Origin of the sequence: Micromonospora craterilacus (assembly GCF_003236315.1) — a bacterium.
GTDB classification, from domain to species: Bacteria; Actinomycetota; Actinomycetes; order Mycobacteriales; family Micromonosporaceae; genus Micromonospora; species Micromonospora craterilacus.
Window position 1 is genome coordinate 1 of sequence record NZ_POTY01000139.1, and the last position, 18446, is coordinate 18446.

Annotated in this window: 17 protein-coding genes; 4 read left to right on the top strand and 13 right to left on the bottom strand. The window is 70.4% G+C overall.

Going from position 1 to position 18446, the window contains the following annotated elements; translation table 11 throughout:
* Nucleotides 1-918 (top strand): PspC domain-containing protein (locus C1I95_RS36470; RefSeq protein ID WP_233513778.1); only part of this gene is annotated, 918 nt, incomplete at its 5' end.
* Between the two features lie 34 nt (nucleotides 919-952).
* Here the strand turns inward: C1I95_RS36470 and C1I95_RS20850 are convergent.
* The gene (locus C1I95_RS20850; protein ID WP_111215710.1) at nucleotides 953-1330 is read right to left on the bottom strand and encodes an MmcQ/YjbR family DNA-binding protein; all 378 of its coding nucleotides are present in this window, start codon (nucleotides 1328-1330) and stop codon (nucleotides 953-955) included.
* A gap of 164 nt (nucleotides 1331-1494) precedes the next feature.
* On the opposite strand from C1I95_RS20850, the gene C1I95_RS20855 reads away from it, so the two are divergent.
* On the top strand, nucleotides 1495-2532 hold the full coding sequence (locus C1I95_RS20855) for a VOC family protein (protein ID WP_146605782.1): 1038 nt from the start codon (nucleotides 1495-1497) through the stop codon (nucleotides 2530-2532).
* Between the two features lie 116 nt (nucleotides 2533-2648).
* On the opposite strand, the gene C1I95_RS20860 is transcribed toward C1I95_RS20855, so the two are convergent.
* The 10 genes from C1I95_RS20860 to C1I95_RS20900 form a co-directional block, all read right to left on the bottom strand.
* A complete protein-coding gene (locus C1I95_RS20860; RefSeq protein WP_111215681.1) occupies nucleotides 2649-4688 on the bottom strand; it encodes a glycosyl hydrolase family 28-related protein in 2040 nt (679 codons plus the stop codon).
* A gap of 57 nt (nucleotides 4689-4745) precedes the next feature.
* Nucleotides 4746-6863 (bottom strand): glycoside hydrolase family 99 protein, encoded by a 2118-nt coding sequence (locus C1I95_RS35860; RefSeq protein ID WP_199523835.1) that lies wholly within the window; start codon nucleotides 6861-6863, stop codon nucleotides 4746-4748.
* A 245-nt stretch (nucleotides 6864-7108) separates the two neighbouring features.
* Nucleotides 7109-7312: a DUF6767 domain-containing protein gene (locus C1I95_RS20870; RefSeq protein ID WP_111215683.1), complete on the bottom strand. Its 204-nt coding sequence runs from the start codon at nucleotides 7310-7312 to the stop codon at nucleotides 7109-7111.
* Nucleotides 7313-7443: 131 nt separating this feature from the next.
* Entirely contained in the window at nucleotides 7444-9891 is a 2448-nt protein-coding gene (locus tag C1I95_RS20875) for a M14 family zinc carboxypeptidase (RefSeq protein ID WP_199523836.1), read from the bottom strand.
* 125 nt (nucleotides 9892-10016) lie between these two features.
* A complete protein-coding gene (locus C1I95_RS37235) occupies nucleotides 10017-10121 on the bottom strand; it encodes a putative leader peptide (RefSeq protein ID WP_369122540.1) in 105 nt (34 codons plus the stop codon).
* Between the two features lie 37 nt (nucleotides 10122-10158).
* A complete protein-coding gene (locus tag C1I95_RS20880) occupies nucleotides 10159-10626 on the bottom strand; it encodes a nitrile hydratase subunit alpha (protein WP_111215688.1) in 468 nt (155 codons plus the stop codon).
* A complete protein-coding gene (locus tag C1I95_RS20885) occupies nucleotides 10616-11872 on the bottom strand; it encodes a cupin domain-containing protein (protein ID WP_146605783.1) in 1257 nt (418 codons plus the stop codon). Before C1I95_RS20885 ends, C1I95_RS20880 begins: the two co-directional genes overlap by 11 nt.
* A gap of 304 nt (nucleotides 11873-12176) precedes the next feature.
* Entirely contained in the window at nucleotides 12177-12911 is a 735-nt protein-coding gene (locus tag C1I95_RS20890; RefSeq protein WP_111215693.1) for a cation efflux transmembrane domain-containing protein, read from the bottom strand.
* Nucleotides 12878-13213, bottom strand: a complete 336-nt coding sequence (locus C1I95_RS20895; protein ID WP_111215696.1) for an ArsR/SmtB family transcription factor — start codon at nucleotides 13211-13213, stop codon at nucleotides 12878-12880. The genes C1I95_RS20890 and C1I95_RS20895 overlap by 34 nt, the downstream gene beginning before the upstream one ends.
* A 77-nt stretch (nucleotides 13214-13290) precedes the next feature.
* Nucleotides 13291-13677, bottom strand: coding sequence for an ArsR/SmtB family transcription factor (locus C1I95_RS20900; protein WP_111215698.1), 387 nt, complete (start codon nucleotides 13675-13677; stop codon nucleotides 13291-13293).
* Nucleotides 13678-13721: 44 nt separating this feature from the next.
* On the opposite strand from C1I95_RS20900, the gene C1I95_RS20905 reads away from it, so the two are divergent.
* Nucleotides 13722-14201, top strand: a complete 480-nt coding sequence (locus C1I95_RS20905; RefSeq protein ID WP_111215701.1) for an SRPBCC family protein — start codon at nucleotides 13722-13724, stop codon at nucleotides 14199-14201.
* Between the two features lie 31 nt (nucleotides 14202-14232).
* Here the strand turns inward: C1I95_RS20905 and nudC are convergent, their stop codons facing one another.
* Complete coding sequence (nudC, locus tag C1I95_RS20910) at nucleotides 14233-15153, bottom strand: NAD(+) diphosphatase (protein ID WP_158566434.1); 921 nt, start codon at nucleotides 15151-15153, stop codon at nucleotides 14233-14235.
* Nucleotides 15154-15463: 310 nt separating this feature from the next.
* Between nudC and C1I95_RS20915 the strand changes: the two genes are divergently transcribed.
* Nucleotides 15464-16807, top strand: a complete 1344-nt coding sequence (locus C1I95_RS20915) for a glycoside hydrolase family 10 protein (RefSeq protein ID WP_111215715.1) — start codon at nucleotides 15464-15466, stop codon at nucleotides 16805-16807.
* 94 nt (nucleotides 16808-16901) lie between these two features.
* On the opposite strand, the gene C1I95_RS20920 is transcribed toward C1I95_RS20915, so the two are convergent.
* A partial coding sequence (locus tag C1I95_RS20920) for a glycoside hydrolase family 43 protein (RefSeq protein WP_199523837.1) occupies nucleotides 16902-18446 on the bottom strand: 1545 nt, incomplete at its 5' end.

Consider the following 18446-nt stretch of genomic DNA (forward strand, 5'->3'; position numbering starts at 1 on the left):
CCCCCGGACGGCTCGGGTACGCCCTTCGGCGGTGCCGGCTTCACCTCGCGGTACGGACTCGTCCGCCCCCGCGACGGCCGCTACCTGGCCGGCGTGTGCGCGGCCGTCGGCCGGGCCACCAACACCGATCCGGTGCTCTGGCGAGTGCTGCTCGCGGTGCTCGGCTTCTTCGGCGGCATCGGCATCCTGATCTACGTCACCGCCTGGTTGATCATTCCGGGCGAGGGCGACAGCGCCTCGCCGGTCGAATCCATGCTGGGCCGGGGCCGCTCCAGCATGTCCCCGGTGACCGTGATCGTGCTCAGCATCCTGGTGGCGGTGAGCTTCGGCTTCATCGTCACCGACGCGTTCCGCGCGGTGCTGCTCGGTGCGGCCCGGGTGATCGTGATCGACCGGCTCGACGACCGTCTGGCGATGGCTCGCGAGCAGCAGGGCGTGGCGACCCTCAACTACCGGACCCACGATGTCGGCGGCGATCTGCTGGAACGCAGCGGTGGCCGGGGACCCGACGTGTGCATCGACGCGGTCGGCATGCCGGCACCTGGGGGCGCTTCCCGGTCCTGGTACGACCTGGTCAGGCAGCGGCTCCGCCCGGAGTCGGAGCGACCCGTCGCCGCGCGGGAGGCGGTCCACCACTGCCGCAAGGGTGGCAGCGTCTTCCTGCTCGGGGCGTACCCGGCTGGGGTGGACAACTTCCCGCTCGGCGCGGTGATGAGCAAGGGCCTGACGCTGCGTGGCGCACAGCAGCACGGCCACCGCTACATCCCGATGCTGCTCGAACGGATGGCCCGGGGCGAGATCGTCACCGAGCAGTTCGCGACGCACACCATGCCCCTCGACGCGGCGCCGGACGGCTACGCGATGTTCCAGCAGCAGACCGACGGGTGCGTACGGGCCGTCTTCGAGCCGAGTCGCTGACCGGTCCACGGCCGCCGCCGACGTGCCGACCGCGTCAGTCCTTCGGCGAGCCCGCGTCGAGTTGGGCGACCAGTGTGCGCGGTGCGACCGTCCGGTACCCGTCCTCGATGACCTCGGCGAGTTCGGCCGCGTCGATGCCGGTGTCGAGGCGTACGCCGACCCAGCCGCGATGCCCCACGTAGGGCGGCCGGAAGTAGACCTTAGGGTCCGAGGCGATCAGCTCCGCCGCGGTGCCGGGCGGGGCGGCGCACCACAGGTGGGGGAACTCGTTCTGGTGGTGGCCGTCGGGCCAGACCTGCGCGAAGGACTTCTTCTCCCGGATGAACCAGGCCGGTGTGCCGTGACTCAGGCGCTCGCTGACCTCGGGCAGGTCCAGGCACACCTGGCGGATCGTGGTCACCATGTCGGTCATCGACACACCGTACGCGAAGGAATTGATCCACTTGGTTCGCCGGACCGGTGGGCGAGGGGCGCGAGCGGGCGCGCCTGGTCGATTCGATCAAGTAGTTGTACTCTCAACTAAATTCCCGTCCGTCCGCCCGCCCGGGTGCTGCGGCGACGAAAGGACCACGCTGCGTGTCTTCCGCTACTCGCCGATCCACGGCCAAGCGCTCCTCCGCCCGCCGTCGCGCCGGTCGGCGGCGCTGGATCTCCGGTGCCGCCGCGCTGGTCGCCGTCGGCGTCGTCGCCGCGCTCGGGTGGGCCGTCGTCCGTCCCGACGAGGCCGGGTCGGGGACGAGGCCACCACAGAGCGCCCTCGGCGCGGGCACCCGGATGGGCCCGGTCGAGCTGCTGACCGGCGACCTCGACGGTCTGCGCGAGTTCTACACCCGGGGCGTCGGGCTGAGCCCGATCAGTCAGGGCGACCGGGAGGTCACGCTCGGCCGCGACGGCGTCCCGCTGTTGCGCCTCGCAGTCGCGGACGCGCCGGCCGACGACCCCCGGCAGGCCGGCCTGTACCACTCCGCGTTCCTGTTCCCGGACGAGGCCGCCCTCGCCCGGGCCCTGGTGGACACCGCGACCGTCGCGCCCAACGCCTTCCAGGGAGCCTCCGACCACCGGGTCAGCCAGGCCTTCTACTTCGCCGACCCGGACGGCAACGGGGTCGAGCTGTACGTGGACCGGCCCCGCGACCAGTGGCGCTGGGCGGCCGGACAGGTGGTCATGGGCAGCACGGCGATCGATCCGAACGCCTTCATCCGGACCCACCTCGACCGGGGCGCCACCGGCTCGGGCAGCGCCGTCACGATGGGCCACGTCCACCTGCGCGGTGGCGACCTCAAGCAGGCGGAGTCCTTCTACGCCGACACCCTCGGCTTCGCCGTCACGTCCCGCACCGACGGCGCGCTGTTCCTCGCCGCCGACGGCTACCACCACCACCTGGCGGTCAACACCTGGTCCTCCGCCGGTGCCGGCGCCAGGCCCGACTCGCTGGGACTGCGCTCCGTCGCCGTACACGTCGCCGGCATCGGCGAACTCGACGCGTTGGCGCAGCGGCTGACCGCCGCCGACGTCGCCCACGACCGCGCCGACACCTCGATCACCGTCCACGACCCCTGGGGGACCCGCGTCGTCGTCAGTGCGGTGGCCGATGCCGAGAACGACACGGCCTGACCATGACCCAGGTCCAGGCCCGCAGGTGAGTCGAGGCCGGGCGGCGCGGTCGGCGGACCGCGCCGCCCGGCGGCCGGAGCGCCGCCGGCACGAGCTGTTTCGACGGCGCTCCGGGGTCACCAGCGGGTCGGCGGTGGCGGCGGTACGACTGGCGGGCGGTCGTCGCAGGTGATGGTGTTGGGCAACTGCCAGGGGGCGAGCCAGCCCCCGTCGTTGCCACCGAGGTCGGTGAGGCTGAACTCGGAGCCGGCCGGGGTGAAGTGGAACGAACCGCAGTTGTTCACCCCCACCGCGCCCACGTTGCGGGCGTCCACGTTCTGGAACGACGCGGAGCCGGCGGTACGGGCACTCACCACCGACGTGCCGGTGCCGTCGACCCGGATGTTCCGGAAGCGGACGTTGCTGATCGAGTAGAGATCCTTCACCCCCCACTCGCTGACCAGCATGATCGCGTTGTAGGTGTTGTCCAGGTACGCGTCCCCGGTCACCTCGATCCGCGCGTCGATGCTGCGGTCCAGGGCGTAGAGCCAGATCGCGCCGAGGCCGATGTTCCAGTTCAGCTCGTACGTGCCGGCCCGGGCGGTGGTGTTGTTGGTGATCCGCAGATGTCCGGTGAACGGTTCCGCGCCGAAGCGGGACCCGATCTGGATGGCGCTGCCCTCCCGGACCGGGTCGGCGATCAGGTTGTTCGAGACGGTGTTGTCCGTCCCGCCGTAGATCGCGATTCCGTTGGCCAGCACCGGTGACTGCACGGTGTTGCGGTCGAAGGTGTTGCGGGCGTTCGCCGTCGCCTCCGACCACATCGCGAGGCCGTCGTCGCCGGTGTTGCGGACGAAGTTGTCGGCCACCAGCGAGTCGGTGACGCCGGTGTGGAAGTTCAGCGCGTCCGCGATCTGGTCGACGATGATGTTGTTGGTGATGCGTACGTTGCGCATCGGGCCGTCGAGCCAGATGCCCACCTTGGTGTGCCGGATGTGCAGTCCGTCGAAGGTGGAGTCGTTGAACGCGCCGCCGATGCCGTTGACCTGGTCGGTGTCGATGCGCTCCCGGACGTCGCCCTCGATCGCGAAGCCGGAGAGGTGCACGTTGCGGCTACCGCCGTCGGCGGCGTCCCGGCCGTAGAAGCCGACCCCGGTGTGCACCGAACCGTCCGGCGCCGGGGTGGGCAGCGCGACCTCGCGGCCCTTGATGATGGTGTACCAGTTGCCGGCGCCCTCGATTGTCACGTCGTCGACGATGATGTGCCGGTTCACCTGGTAGGTGCCCGGCGGGAGGTAGACGGGCAGCTTCTTGCGCTTGGCGTACGCGATCGCCCGCTCGATGGCGGCGGCCGAGTCGCGGCGCCCGGTGGGGTCGGCGCCGAAGGCCAGCGCGTTCGCCGCGCGCAGCCGCACCCGGGGCGGACCGACCAGCTCCGAGTCGAGCAGGTCGATGACCGTCCAGGCGGCGTTGCTGCGGGCCGGCACGGTGAGCCGGATCCGGTCACCGGCCCGGTAGCTGCGCCCGAGCAGCAGCCGCTGCTCGTCGTAGAAGTGGCTGGGCCGGAACGGCTTGGTGATGCTCGGGTACGGCGTGGTCCCGGCCGGGACGCAGGAGCACTCGGTGATCCACCAGTCCGGGTGCAGCAGGTCGGCGTTGGGGTCGTTGGTGAACGGGTACTGGTTGTAGAGCCAGGCGTACTGCGAGGTCAGGGTCATGGTCCGGAGCCGCTTGCCGTTGGCTGCGACGTCCAGTGGTGCGGTGATGCCGCCGCCGGTGGGCGCGTCCGGGATGCTGTAGCGCACGGTGATCGCGTTGGCCGCCGCGGGCAGGGTGAACTCGACGTGCTGGCCGGGCAGCAGCTTCACCGCCCGCCGGCCGCTGGCCTCCGACGGCAGCGTGTACGCGGTCCGGTCCGGGCCGATCACCTCGCCGTTGGTTTGCGCGTTCTCCGCCTCCTGTTCCAGGAAGGCGACCCGGGCGCCCCGTCCGGCGACCAGCGCCGGGTCGAGGGCGGCCCGGGTCACCACCGGGCCCGCGCCGGCCGGCCCGGGCTTGCCGCTGGCGGCGCCCGCGGGCGGGCCGGCCAGGATGCCCAGTGCGGTGACCAGCGCCGTCACGGCAGCCGTCGCCGGTCGGCGCCAGCGCGGCCGTGCCGCGCGCATGCTTCGGTTCATCGGGTGACTCATCTCTACTCGGTGGTGGGTGGTGCCGCCGCGGCCCGACAGGCGCGGTCAGGCGGAGTAGACCTCGAGCTGGGCGAGCTGGCCGGCGGGCCAGCCGGTGTTGCCGGTGAACCGGACCCGGACGTACCGGGTCGGGGCGGCGGAAAAGGCCAGCGTCACCTGGTTGCCGGTCGCCGGGTCGAAGACCCGGCCGGCGGACGCGACCAGGGTGCTCCAGGCCGCGCCGTCGGTGCTGCCCTGGATCGACAACGTCTGGGTACGGGTCTGCCAGGCCGCCGACGGCGGCAGCCGGAGCACGACGCGCCCGATCGCGGTGGCCGTGCCGAGGTCGACCTGCACCCACTGGGGGAAGGCGTTGTTGGCGCTCTCCCAGTAGCTGTCGGGGTTGCCGTCGACGACGTTCCCGCTGCCGTAGCTCTGTACGTGGCTGCTCTCGGCGGTCGGCCGGCCGCGCGCCAGGTCGACCTGGGGCGGCGGGTTGGGTGTGCCGGTGGTCGCGTACACCTCGACGTGGGCCAGTTGGGCGGCCGGCCAGGCGGTGTTGCCGGTGACGGTGACCCGGATGTGCCGGGCGGTCGTGGTCGGCACGGTGACGCTGGCGGTGTTGCCGGTCGCCGGGTCGAACCGGATCCCGGCCGGCGCGGCCAGCGTGGTGAACGCGGTGCCGTCGGTGCTGCCCTGCACCGACAGCGTCTGGGTGCGCGCCTCCCAGCCGGCCGGCAGGGCGAGGACGAGCCGGTTGACCTGGTACGCCGCGCCGAGGTCCACCTGCCACCACTGGGGGAAGGCGTTGTTGGTCGCCTCCCAGTAGCTGTTCCGGTCGCCGTCGACGGCGTTGCCGGCCGTGAACGGGCCGTTCTGGCTGCTGGCCGACGCGGGCCGGCCGGCGGCCAGGTTGCCGGTCGGTGGCGGCCCACTCCCGACGACCGGCGGGGTCGGTCGCACCGGCGTGAGCGCGAGCTGGCCCTTGAGCATCCGGCCGCCGTCGGCGGTGATCCGCAGGTAGTAGTCGGCGGAGCAGAAGGTGCCGTCCTCGTCCAGCGCCCGGATGCCGACCCCGGCCGGGGTGCCCGCCTGGGTCTCGCTGGTCTTGGCGATCTGGTTGCCCTCGTTGAACTCGTCGAACATCGAGACGTAGAGGCCCTGCGCGCCGAGCCGGATCATGTTGTAGAGGTGCCGCCAGTAGAAGTCGCCGTGCCGGCGGTGCCCGGCGGACAGGTCGCCGGGCATCACGCAGGGCTGGTAGTCGATGCCGTGGGCGGTGCAGTCGGCCAGGTCGGGAGTGTTCACGTTGGCGTGGAACCAGTCCAGCCCGTCGAGGGTGCCGGTGCGCCCGACCATCCACGGCGAGAGCATGTGGAACGCGTGGTAGACGTCGGAGAAGCCGGGCCGGGAGTCGTTGATGCCCTGTCGCCAGTAGGTGGGCACCCCACCGACGACGTAGCAGCCCTGCGCCTTGAACCACTGCACCACGTCGAGGCAGGGCGCCGGGGCGAACGGCCGGCCGTCGTCGTTGAAGCCGAACCCCCAGATGCAGACGACCGGCTTGCCGTTCTGCCGGGCGTACGCCGGTGAGGCGGTGTGCGCCGACATCTTGGTCGTCCAGTCCTGTTTGATCTGCGACTGCATCGAGGTCCAGCCGGTGACGTCGTACATGATGTAGAACTTGCGCCCGAACCGTTCGGCCGCGCCGCGGACCTTCAACGCCATCGCGTCGCGGGTCGGCCCCTCGTCGCCGACCGGGTTGAACCGCTGCAACGCGGCGGTGTCGCAGCCGTGCTCCTGCATCCAGCGGAAGTGGGTGTCCACCGTCTGCTGGTCGTACGAGGAGAACAACGTCGCGGGCTGGCCGTTGCCGAGGTTGGGGTACGCGGTGGGGTAGCCGTGCGCGTACTCCCGCATGTCCGGCCAGGACACGATCGTGGTGTTGCTCGGCGAAGGCGGCTGGAACCGGTCCCGGCTCCAGTGCCACCAGCCGCCGATCGGCGCGCCGTCGCCGGGGCAGCTGAACCAGCCCTGGTAGCCGACGGTGATCTTCCCGACCACGTCACCGGGCGGGCTGGCCGCGTGGGCGGGGCGGGTGGCGGTGGGCACCAGGTCGCCGGCGGCGGCGAGCGCGGACCCCGCCGCGATGGACCCGATCAGAGTGCGGCGGGTGAGCGCCATGCCGACCACTCCTTCGAAGGTGGGACGGAATTGACGGTCATGATGCCAGCCGCCGACACCCGACCGCAATACATCGACTGGCGATTGAAAGATTGCGGCAACAGAGCTGTAAGAAACGGATTGCACCATCGGGCCGACATCCGGCGGTGGCCGGACCGGACAAGGGGGAGACCCAGCAGGTCGCTGGGGCGAACGCCCGGCGGCTGCTGGGCTCGCAGCCCGGTGCGTAAGGGTGCGGTACGGACCTACCGGGCCGGCCGGGCCGCCGGCCGCCGGCTCGCGACGTCGAGCCGACTGCGGTGCGTCCCGGCGCGCAGTTCGTCGTCCGACATGACCAGGTAGACCAGCGGGCAGTCCTGCGGGCCGGTCACGTCCAGCTGGCACAGGGTGCACGGTTCCTCGGGGCGAAGCGGGCACTTCGCGTCCGGCCGCGGACGGTGGCCGTTCATGACTCCAGCATGTCCGCTGCGCCGGGCACCCGGGTAGGTCTTTCGGCCCGATCTGGGCCGGATCGGGTGAGGGCCCGGAGCGACAGCGCTCCGGGCCCTCACCGCTGCACGGTCAGCCGTGCGGGATCAGCTCACGGCGTCGGCTGCGCGGCCCACAGCAGAGCCCGGCCCAGCTGCGCCTGCAACCCCTTCGGGTGCAGCCGGAAGGTCGGGTTGGTGCCGATCAGCACCACACCGTTGCCACCGGAGCTGACGCTGCGGACGACACTGGCCCGGTTCGCGGCGGCGGCCTGCCCGTTCGCCCCGGAGGTCGCCCACCAGCCGGCGAGCAGCGGGTCCGCGGCGTACGACTGCTCGACCGTCACCCCGGTGCCGAGGTTGGTGAACCACACCGGCTGGCTGATGAAGGCGTGCGGGCTGGCGTCGGAGGTGACCGGGCCGCCCTGGTTGACCACGTTGGCCACCCCGCTGGCCAGCGACGGCCCGGCGGTGGCGGTGACGCTCAACAGCGACGTGGCGTTGCCGAAGTTCGCCCCGGCGGTGCCGAGCCCGACCACGCCGCCGCCCCTGGCCAGGAACGCGTCCAGCGCGGCGCGGTTCGCCGCGGTCAGGGTCGCCACGTTGAGGTTGCTCGCGACCAGCAGCACGTCGACCTCGTCGGTCAGCGTGCTGGCCAGCGTCGTGGCGGTGACGGCCCGGGTCGGGAAGCCGAGCGCGGCCAGGGTGTCCCGTGCCTCGACGCTGCCCAGGTAGCCGACGACGATCTCGTCCAGCCGGGTCCCCTGCCAGCGGGCCGGGGCCCGCTCGAAGGTGACGCCGTGCTTACGGACCTCCTCCTTGAGCAGCGGGCGGCTTGCCGGGGTGGCCGGCACCACCACCGACCCGTCGGCCAGCCGGTAGACCCGCAGGCCCTTGCGGATCAGCGAGTTGACCACCAGCAGGTCGGCGGCGTCCTGGAGGTTCAGGCGAAGGTCGGCGCTGGCCGGCGGGAGCGTGCCCTCGGCCACCCCGTCGTACGCCCGGGTCAGCTGCACCTTCGGCAGCTGGTCCCAGAGGGTGTCGACGGTGGCCCCCCAGGTCAGCCCCTGGCTCCACGCGGCGGGGCCGGCGTAGAGGTCGTTCACCCGGTCGGTGAGGTCGATGCCCGGTTCGAGCAGCGAGTTGACCAGGCCCCGCTTGGGCTGGTGCAGGTCGACGACGTACGAGCCGGCGGGGTAGCTGCGTCCCTCGGCGCGGAAGTCGTGCTTCGCCTGCCAGACCCGACCACCGCTGCCGATCAGCAGGTCGACCAGCCGTGCGGCGGCCGGCTCGGAGCGCTGCCCGGCGCCGGTCGGGATGACGTACGCCCGAGGGAAGACGGTGTTGTAGTTGTCCTCCGGGCCCCAGCCCGGCACGTAGCCGTCGGGGATGTCCCGCAGCGGCTCGCCGGCCCAACCGCGCCGGTAGACCTCTGCCTGGTCGTGCAGCAGCTCCGCGCGGTTGTCCTGGATGTACCGCAGCGACGTCTTGATCGCCACCTCGTGCACGTCGGTGTTGATGCCGGAGCGACGGATCCGCTCCTCCGGCGTCAGGTTGGTGCCGCGCGGGTTGAGCGGCGCCTCGATGGTGTACGGGATGCTGCTCTGCAGCAGCGCGAACGACGGCACGTAGATCGGCGGGAAGTCGTCCCAGACCCCCGGCGCGTCGTCCCGGAACGGGATCCGGGCGCGCTGCGTCTCGGCGTAGCCCAGGCCCCGCAGGTCCTCCTCGATGGCCAGCGCGTTCGGCAGCGCGTGCTTGATGAAGAGGTCGTACTCGTTGTTGACGTTGTGCGGCGGGGTGCTCGGGTGCAGCAACGTCGGGCTGACGTAGCCGTGCAGGTCGAGCGTGATGATCGGCTTGGTGTCGATGGTGAGTTCGCGGATCAGGTTCGTCTCCGGCTGCGAGACGATGGTGAGGTCCCGGTTGAGGTCGTACCCGGCGTCGTTGGCCCGGGTGCCGGCGACCCGACCGTCCGGGTTGGACGTCACGTTGAAGATCAACCGGTTCCGCTGCAGCAGCTGGGCCACCTCGGGATCGGTGCTGGTGGCGAACTCCTCGATGACGCGCAGCGCCGCGTCGGTGCCCTCCCACTCGTTGCCGTGGATGTTGGCGTTGACGAACAGCGGGGTCTTGTACCCGGCCAGCAGCTTCCGGTCGGTGCGCGCCCGGACCGGCTCGTCCTCGATGAGGCGCTTCCATTCCTCCTGCTGGCGAGCCTCGCCGCGGGTCTCCGGGGCGGTGACGGTGACCGCGTACAGGTCGTAGCCACCGCTGGACTTACCGGCCACCCGGGCGGAGACCCGGTCGCTCGTGGCCTGCAACGCGTTCAGCTTCGGGGCGATCTCGTCGTACGGGATGACGCCGATGGGGATGGAGGCGTCGGCGGGGTTGTCCGGCCAGACCGGCAGCACGTTCTGCCGGGGGTAACCGGCGATCTGATTCAAGCTCGGCGCGGACGGTGGCACGGCCGGCAACGCCGAGGCGTTCGCCGGCGCGGCCCAGGCCGTCGTGCCGAGCAGGGTGAGGGCGAGCCCGGCGGTGGCCAGGCGTACGGACATCTTGTGCACGATGGACAGCTCTCCTGTCGGATGGAGCGGGTGCCGTTGAGCGGGCGCAGCGGTAGGGCCGGAGACCTACGGCAGGTGGGGAAACGCCCGCGGCGGGCGGAAAGAGGGACCCGGCGTCAGCGGCAGGGTCGACAGGCAGCGCTGGCGACGCGCAGGAGGTCGATGTGACCCCGCTTGGTGAGGAAGGCGCTTCGCACAGAAGAGATCTTGTACGGAATCACCTCGGAGTGTCAACAGCCACGAGCTGGCCGATCGCTCTTAGTCCCGCGTGTTCGGGTCACCCCACTCCATGTGGCTGTCCAGGTGGTCGGCGCTAGCTGGATTGCTGATCACGTCGCCTTCGGGGTGCGCGTTGAAGTCGAAGTCGTCCTGCAGGAAGGCCTTCAGCGTGGTGAGGCGGGACGCGAGGTGAACGTCGAGGCCGGCGGGTCGCTGCTCCCGCTCGGCCAAGCGGGCCGGCAGGATGACCGTCAGGGTGTCCTGAGTGTTCTCAACGAACCGTACGGTCGTGTGCTCGGGCAGTTGAAGGGTGATGCCAAGTTCCGCCATCACGCTCTGTGGATCTCTGATCAGCCGGGCCCGGATCTCTTCGTCGGCCAAGGACATGGCAGCCAGCGCGAGCAGACCTTTGTCCTCGTACCGCCGATCCAGTTCCCAGAGCGTAACGCGCCAATCACGTAGCTGGCGGTGCGCATCGTCGGACAGTTTACTCGGGTCAGGTTGCATGATTGCCCTCCGGTGCTTCGTCGGCCACCGCGAGAAATCCCTCGCGGATCAGCCGGGACACAAGGTCCGTCTTCGCCTTCGAATGGAAGTTGCCGATCTCGGGTAGCTCGTCGACCCGGAAGAGTTCGTGGTCAGCGATGAAGCGGAGCGCGTCTTCGAGGAACGGTGGGCCCGACACGAAGTTGCCGTCGAATTCGATGGCAACGTCGGCGGGGCCGCTACGAATCCTGTGGTACATGGTCCGGGTCCGCCGCACGAGCGAATCGTCGCTCAGCCGCGCGAGGCGGTCGAGCGATCGAAAGTGCCCGCCCGGAGCGGCCTTGCCGGCACCGATCAGCCGTGCGCCCAGACTCTGCCTTGCGCGACGGGCCAAGGATTCGTCGGTCAGCGCATGGGCCAGCTGGTTGCCGAGTCTTGCCACGTTTTCGGGATCGATCTCCCGGTCGAGGAATCCGGGTGGCAGCGCGCTGCGAAACTCGGCGTCGTCATCGGCGAGCAGGCGCAGCGCCTCGGTCATCAGGTCCGCCCAGCGGAAGGCGTGGACCCCAACGGTCAGGTGCAGTGACGAGGTGGCGGTTGCCTGCGCCCGGTGCGGAAACCCGCGCGGGATGTACAGCGAATCTCCGGACTCCAGAGTCATCGTCCGAAGTTCGATATCGCTCAGCGGTCGCTTGCCGTGCTCCGTCGCGGGGGAGAGCCCGCTTGCCACATGCCACACCTTCGTGCCGTGCAGTTGCAGGATGAAGACGTCGTGGTCGTCGACGTGCAGGTCGAAGCCCTGACTGTGGCGGGGCGTCAGGTACAGGTTCACGCCGACGGGATGATGCAGCGTGGCCTCCAGCGCCCGGGACAGATTCGCCACCTTGGACGACCGACGATGGATCCCGTTGAGAACGATCGTGTGGCCCTCGTGGTACGCCTGGTAGATGTCCTGGATGTCAGGTACCCCTGCACGGGTGATGCGAAAATCGCGTTGGGAGATGCGCCCTTTGTCGTCAGTACGCACGAGCCGGCTCGCGTCATCCTCGACAATCCGCCGACCCGACATCGTCGTTGTGATCATCTCGTCGACCTCGTCGAGCCCAGGAAGATCCTGGAAATAGTCCCGCTGAGCTCGGCTGATCAGCAGCGGCTGCTGTTCCCAGGCCGTGTGCAGGAAGTCCGCGGGGGTGATCGGGTGAAGCAACCATTCGAGACCGTCGGAATGGGCTACCGGGGTTTCGATTTCACTGCGGATGCGAGCCATCGGCTTCTCCTCGCGCGTTCGGTACCCGTCGACCACTCGTGGCGCTCGCACCGGAGCAAGTGAGCTTCTTCGCTGGTGGCCAGCAGATTACTCGATGTCGCCGAGCGAACGTGCGCGCAGTTGTCGGTGGGGAGCCTTACCGTTCATCCGCAGATCGGTGCAAATCAACATGATTTCGCAGCGCATCGCAGGGCTTCGCACGGACAGGTCAGGTTTCCGACTGCGAGCTCGATCCGATCATTCGAAGGTGGCCGCCAGCCGCACCGTCAATAGCAGGGCGGAAGTCCGGTGCGGGTTCACCCGATCAGCGCGGACAGCAACCGTCGGCGCAGCCGGCGGTGGTCGGCCCGGCGGGACCGGTCGGGGCGCAGCAGGAGCGGCCCTGCCAGGCGTCCCGACCCTCCTTGGCGGCGACGATCGCGATGACGAGTGCGGCGACTGGATCGGCCCACCACCAGCCGAAGAGCGAGTTGACCGCCAGACCGACGAGCAGCACCGCGGACAGATAGGTGCAGAGCAGGGTCTGTTTGGAGTCGGCGACGGCGGAGGCGGATCCGAGTTCACGGCCGGCCCGGCGCTGCGCGGTGGACAGGATCGGCATGATCGCCAGGGACAGGGCCGCCAGGGTGAGCCCGACGGTGGAGTGATCCGCGCGGTCGTCACCGAGTAGCGCGCGTGCGGACTCGACGCTGACGTAGGCGGCGAGGGCGAAGAACGACAGGGCGATGACCCGCAGCGCGGTGCGTTCGCGCCGTTTGTGGTCGGCGCTGCTGAACTGCCAGGCGACGGCGGCGGCGGACGACACCTCGACGACCGAGTCGAGTCCGAAACCGATCAGGGCGGTGGACGACGCGATGGTGCCGGCGGTGATCGCGACGATCGCCTCGATGACGTTGTAGGTGATTGTCGCGGCGACGAACCATCGGATCCGGCGGGTCAGCACCGCCCGCCGTTCGGCTGACCGGTCGGCTGGGACGCTCGGGACGAGCGGCAGCGGGGTGGCCATCAGCAGCAGTCGTCGGTGTCGGCGGCGGGGCATGCCGCCGGGTCGACGGCCAGGACCAGGCCGAGCAGGTCGCCGAGGGCGTGGGCGAGCCGGGCGTCGGCCAGTTCGTAGCGGGAGCGGCGACCTTCCGGGACTGCCACCACCAGGCCGCAACCGCGCAGGCAGGCCAGGTGGTTGGAGAGGTTCTGCCGACTGGTGCCGAGCAGGTCGGCCAGTTCCGCGGGGTAGCCAGGGCCGTCACGCAGGGCGAGCAGCAGCCGGGCCCGGACCGGATCGGACAGGGCGTGTCCGAAACGAGCCAGGACGTCTCCGTGGGTCAACGCCTCCATGTCGATAACAGTACAGCGCGCGCTGAATTAACGGAAGCCTGAACCGTCGCCGCGGACCGGATGCGGTTCAAGTCGTCGGCGGACTACGGTGCCTTGCCGCCGGCCTCCTGGTCCGGCGTACCGCGTTCGAGTTCGGTCTTGAAGGTGGCGAGCATGCCCACCGCGGCGCTGGCGTACTCGCCGATCCACCGGTCGTGGATGTGTTTGATCGGGAGCGGGTCGAGGTGGTTCCACCGCTCGCGGCCCTTGCGCTGGGCGATGACCAGCCCGGCGGCCTCGAGCACCCGTAGGTGCTGCATCACCGTGCACCGGTCCAGATGGGGGAATCGGTCGCACAGGTCGCCGGTGGTCCGGGCGTGGTCCTTCAGCAGGTCGAGGATCCGCCGCCGGGTCGGCGACGCCAGCGCCTTGAACACGCCGTCCTCGTCGACCGGATCCGGGTTGGGGCGCTGCGCCCGACGTGCTGACATGTTATACAGATATAACATGTCGGCAGGCGAGAGGGGAGATCACCATGGACCTGCGGTTCAAGATCGCTGGGCGGATCAGTCGCCCGGTGCACGAGGTGTTCGAAGCGGTGGTCGACCCGGACCAGCTCTCCCACTACTTCACCACCGGTGGGGCGAAGGGCCGCCTCACCACTGGTGCCACCGTCACCTGGGACTTCGCCGACTTCCCCGGGGCGTTCCCGGTCGAGGTGGTCGAGGTCGAGCCGGACCGACGGATCGTGCTGCGGTGGGAGGCGGCCGACGGTGCCGCGTCGACTGGCGACGCGCCGGTCACGGGCGCCGCCTACTCCACCACCGTCACCATGGAATTCGAACCGCTCGGTGATGACCGGACCCTCGTCACGATCGCCGAGGAGGGTTGGCGCGCCACCCCTGAAGGCCAGCGGGCCTCGTACGGCAACTGCGAGGGGTGGACCAGCATGCTCTGCAGCCTGAAGGCGTGGCTGGAGCACGGCATCAACCTGCGCGCCGGCTTCTACGCCTGACGCCGGCCGTTCCAGGACCGTCCGGGCGTGATCAGGGCCGGTCGAGGCCGGCCCAGGAGCGCAGCAGCCACCCGCCGATGGAGTCGGCCGGGCCGGAGCCGGGACCGTCGACGATGCGTTCGACGATCTCGGCGCGGTCGAACCAACGGGCCTCCAGCAGCTCCGCTCCGTCCACGGCGATCGTCTCGTCGGTGGCCTGGGCGACGAAGCCGACCATCAGGCCCGCCGGGAAGGGCCATCCCTGTGAGCTGCGGTAGGTCACCGCGCCGATCGCGACGCCGGCCTCCTCGGCTACCTCGCGGCGTACCGCGCCCTCCAGGCTCTCGCCGATCTCGACGAACCCGGCCAGCAGGGAGAAGCCGTCCGTGCCGGCACCGTGATGGCGGGCGAGCAGGCATCGTGGCTCCGGGCGGGGGCTTTCCACCAGCACGATCACGGCCGGCTCGATGCGGGGGAACAGTTGGCGGCCGCACTCCGAGCCGCGGCACAGCCGCAGGTGACCCGCGTGGGCGCTCGCGGTAAGGGCGCCGCACGACCCGCAGTACCGGGTGTGCCGGTTCCAGTAGAGCAGCCCGCGCGCGTAGGCCAGGGTCGCGGCGAGCGGGCCGGGCAGCGTGGTGGCCAGACTGCGCAGGTCGGCGCTGGTGTCCGCGGCGCCGAGCAGCAGCGCGTCGGCCTCCTCGATGGCGCTCAGGTCGGCGGCGAAGGTCGCCGTGGCGCCGTCCAGGCCCAGCAGGGCGGTCTGGTCGGCGGCCGTCACCAGGGCGCGGGCGGCTCGAGCGGTGAGCATGGCCGGCTGGCCGGTCGCGGTCAGCAGCGGGCGGTCACGCCACATCGGCAGGACCAGGGTGTCGTCGTGGCGGAGTTGCTCGGCGACCCAGTCCGGGTCGGTGCGCAGGCTCGTCGCCCGGTCGTGGGTTGTTCCTGTGTACGCGAGCCCATCGAACGCCATGCCCTGATCGTGCCCCATGACCTCGTCGCACCGGGACGCGGTCGCGCCGGCGCCAGGTAGGTCCCGCGCCCGGCGAGTTCCCACCGCCCGGTGTGCGGGCGGCAAACCGCTACACCGGGTTTCGCCGCGGGTTCCAGAAGCGTTCCGGAAGTCATTGACCCGCGCGAAACGCCGCTGTAATACTTCGATCTACTAAGGATCGATGCGATCCCTTTGGCTGGTATCGCTCGATTCTCCTCACCCACACCCATACGTCTGGATTGTGCTGCCCGAAACCGGGCTGCCGCCGGGCTGTCGGAAGGAGCATCAGATGAGCCGGGACTCTGCCGACACGGGACGGTCGAGACGGCTGCGCGCAGCGCTTGCCCTCTCGGCCGTCGGCCTGCTGGCTGCGGTGGGCACCGTCGTCCTGCCCGGCACCGCGAGCGCCGCGAGCACCCTCGGTGCGTCCGCAGCCGAGCGGGGCGGCCGGTACTTCGGGACCGCCGTCGCGGCGAGCCGGCTGAACGACTCGGCGTACACGACCATCTTGAACCGCGAGTTCAACCAGGTCACGGCCGAGAACGAGATGAAGATCGACGCGACCCAGCCGCAGCAGGGTCAGTTCACGTTCGGCAACGCGGACCGGATCGTCCAGCACGCCCGTAGTCGGGGGATGCAGGTCCGCGGGCACACGCTCGCCTGGCACTCGCAGCAGCCCGGCTGGATGCAGAACATGTCCGGCACCGCGCTGCGCAACGCGATGCTCAACCACGTGACCCAGGTCGCCACCCACTTCCGCGGCCAGATCGCATGGTGGGACGTGGTGAACGAGGCGTTCCAGGATGGCTCCAGTGGGGCCCGCCGGGATTCCAACCTGCAGCGCACCGGCAACGACTGGATCGAGGCCGCCTTCCGCGCCGCCCGCCAGGCGGACCCGAACGCCCAGCTCTGTTACAACGACTACAACATCGACAACTGGAACGACGCCAAGACCCAGGCCGTCTACCGGATGGTCCAGGACTTCAAGAACCGAGGCGTCCCGATCGACTGCGTCGGCCTGCAGTCCCACTTCACCGGCGGCTCGAACTACCCGAGCAACTACCGCACCACGCTGTCCAGCTTCGCGGCCCTCGGCGTCGACGTGCACATCACCGAGCTGGACATCCGCAACGCCCCAACAGACGCGTACCGCAACGTGGTCAACGACTGCCTCGCGGTCGCCCGCTGCAAGGGCATCACCGTCTGGGGCATCCGCGACTCCGACTCGTGGCGCTCCAGCGAGAGTCCGCTGCTGTTCAACGGCAGCGGCAACAAGAAGCCCGCCTACGACGCGGTGCTCGCCGCGCTGAACAACGGCAACCCCGGCGGCAACCCGACCACCCCGCCGCCCGGCGGTGGCGGCTGCACCGCGACGATCACGCCCGGTCAGGTCTGGGGCGACCGGTACAACACCTCGGTGACCGTCAGCGGTGCCAGCACCTGGTCCGTGGTCGTGACCATCACCCCACCGCAGAAGATCTCCGGCACCTGGAGCGGCAATCCCACCTGGGACAGCAGTGGCAACGTGATGACGATGCGCTCCAACGGCAGCGGCAACACCTTCGGCTTCACCACGATGATGAACGGTAACTCCAGCGCCCGACCGCAGATCACGTCCTGCACCGCCGGGTAGCCCACCTACCGCAATCCCCCCACCACCGTCCCGCCTGGCCCGGCTAACCACCGGGCCAGGCGGGACACCGCCGTTCCTCCTCGGCCTGCCGCGGTCAGCCTTCGTCGGTCGACACCGGCCGGTAGTCGAACCAGTCGAAGGCGGCGCTGCCCTCGGTGACGAACAGACCGAACACCCGACCGGTGAAGCCGGCGGCGACCTCGGTGGACAGATACCGACCGTCGAGTTCGGCGAGGACGACCGGGCCGTCGGCGGTCTGCACCTCGAAGCTGACCATGTCGCAGGCGGTGGGGCGTACGCCGAAGGGAGCCCCGGGTGCCGCCACCTGGTCGGCGGAGGTCACCGTCGGCGGGAGCAGATCGTGGGTCCGGGTCGCGATCGTCAGGGTGACCGGCCCGGCCGGCACCTGCCGCTCGCCGAACACCTGGCAGAACGGTCCGACCCGGCCGATGGCCCGTACGATGCCGCCGGACAGCTCAAGGTCGTAGTGGTGTGCCTCGTCGATGCGCAGGGTCAGGCCGGCCCGCCCGGTGCCGGGGTCGACGTGGACGGCGGCTCGGCAGTCGTGGTGTCGCTGCCGATAGCCGACCATGGTGGCCCCGGCGCGGTCGAGGGTCGCCCCGTCGGCGTGCAGGGTGAGCCAACCGGGTCGGTCGGTCAGCGACCAGCTCCGCTCCGGCCGGTTCCGCAGCGATATCCAGCCCGGCGCCAGTTCGGCGTCCTCGAAGTCGTCCCGGTGGTCGCCCGGGTCGGGCGACGCGGCGTGGGCCGGCGGGCTGCCGGCGGGAGCGGTTGTCACCTCCTCGACCGAGCCGGCCACCGGCCAGCCGTCCACCCACTGCACCGGCACCAGGAAGGTCTCGCGGCCCAGCACGTGGTACGGCGGCCACTGGCCCTTGGCGCGGATGCCGAGCAGCACCATCCACCAGCTATCATCCCCGGCCTGCACCAGGTCGGCGTGACCGGTGGCCTGGATCGGCTGGTTGGTGCTCCGATGGGTGAGGAACGGGTTGACCGGGCCGGGCTCGAACGGGCCGCGGATGCTACGGGACCGGGCGACGGAGACGGCGTGCCCGGTGTGCGTGCCGCCCTCGGAGACCAGCAGGTACCACCACTCGCCGATCCGGTACAGGTGCGGGGCCTCGGGGTACTGCCCACCGGTGCCGGACCACATCGGCACCGGGCCTTCGAGGACGGTGCCGGCCGCCGGGTCGATCCGGTAGGACTCCACCCCGGAGACGGTCATCCAGCAGTCCCCGTTGTCGTCCCAGGCGAGCGAGGGGTCGACGTGCGGCAGGTCGAAGTACACCGGATCGGACCACGGTTCGGCCGGGTCGGTGGCGGTGACGATCAGGTGCCGGCCGATGCTGACGTTGGTGGTGACCATCCAGAACCGGCCGTCGTGGTGGCGGATGGTCGGGGCGAAGATTCCGCCCGAGGCGTCGGCGCCCGGGGACAGTTCGAGCTGGCCGGGGCGGTCGAGCACGTTGCCGATCTGCCGCCAGTTCACCAGGTCGCGACTGTGGAAGATGGGTACGCCGGGGAAGTACTCGAAGCTCGAACAGACGAGATAGTAGTCCTCGCCGACCCGACAGACGCTGGGATCGGGGTGGAAGCCGGAGAGCACGGGGTTGCGGAA

Coding starts and splice junctions, on each gene's coding strand:
- C1I95_RS20860 (WP_111215681.1), bottom strand. CDS start 4,688: ATGAACCGAAGCATGCGCGCGGCACGGCCGCGCTGGCGCCGACCGGCG.
- C1I95_RS20890 (WP_111215693.1), bottom strand. CDS start 12,911: ATGCCCCGCCGCCGACACCGACGACTGCTGCTGATGGCCACCCCGCTG.
- C1I95_RS20915 (WP_111215715.1), top strand. CDS start 15,464: ATGAGCCGGGACTCTGCCGACACGGGACGGTCGAGACGGCTGCGCGCA.
- C1I95_RS20885 (WP_146605783.1), bottom strand. CDS start 11,872: ATGGCTCGCATCCGCAGTGAAATCGAAACCCCGGTAGCCCATTCCGAC.
- C1I95_RS20905 (WP_111215701.1), top strand. CDS start 13,722: ATGGACCTGCGGTTCAAGATCGCTGGGCGGATCAGTCGCCCGGTGCAC.
- C1I95_RS20880 (WP_111215688.1), bottom strand. CDS start 10,626: ATGCAACCTGACCCGAGTAAACTGTCCGACGATGCGCACCGCCAGCTA.
- C1I95_RS20870 (WP_111215683.1), bottom strand. CDS start 7,312: ATGAACGGCCACCGTCCGCGGCCGGACGCGAAGTGCCCGCTTCGCCCC.
- C1I95_RS20850 (WP_111215710.1), bottom strand. CDS start 1,330: ATGACCGACATGGTGACCACGATCCGCCAGGTGTGCCTGGACCTGCCC.
- C1I95_RS20900 (WP_111215698.1), bottom strand. CDS start 13,677: ATGTCAGCACGTCGGGCGCAGCGCCCCAACCCGGATCCGGTCGACGAG.
- C1I95_RS20875 (WP_199523836.1), bottom strand. CDS start 9,891: ATGTCCGTACGCCTGGCCACCGCCGGGCTCGCCCTCACCCTGCTCGGC.
- C1I95_RS35860 (WP_199523835.1), bottom strand. CDS start 6,863: ATGGCGCTCACCCGCCGCACTCTGATCGGGTCCATCGCGGCGGGGTCC.
- nudC (WP_158566434.1), bottom strand. CDS start 15,153: ATGGCGTTCGATGGGCTCGCGTACACAGGAACAACCCACGACCGGGCG.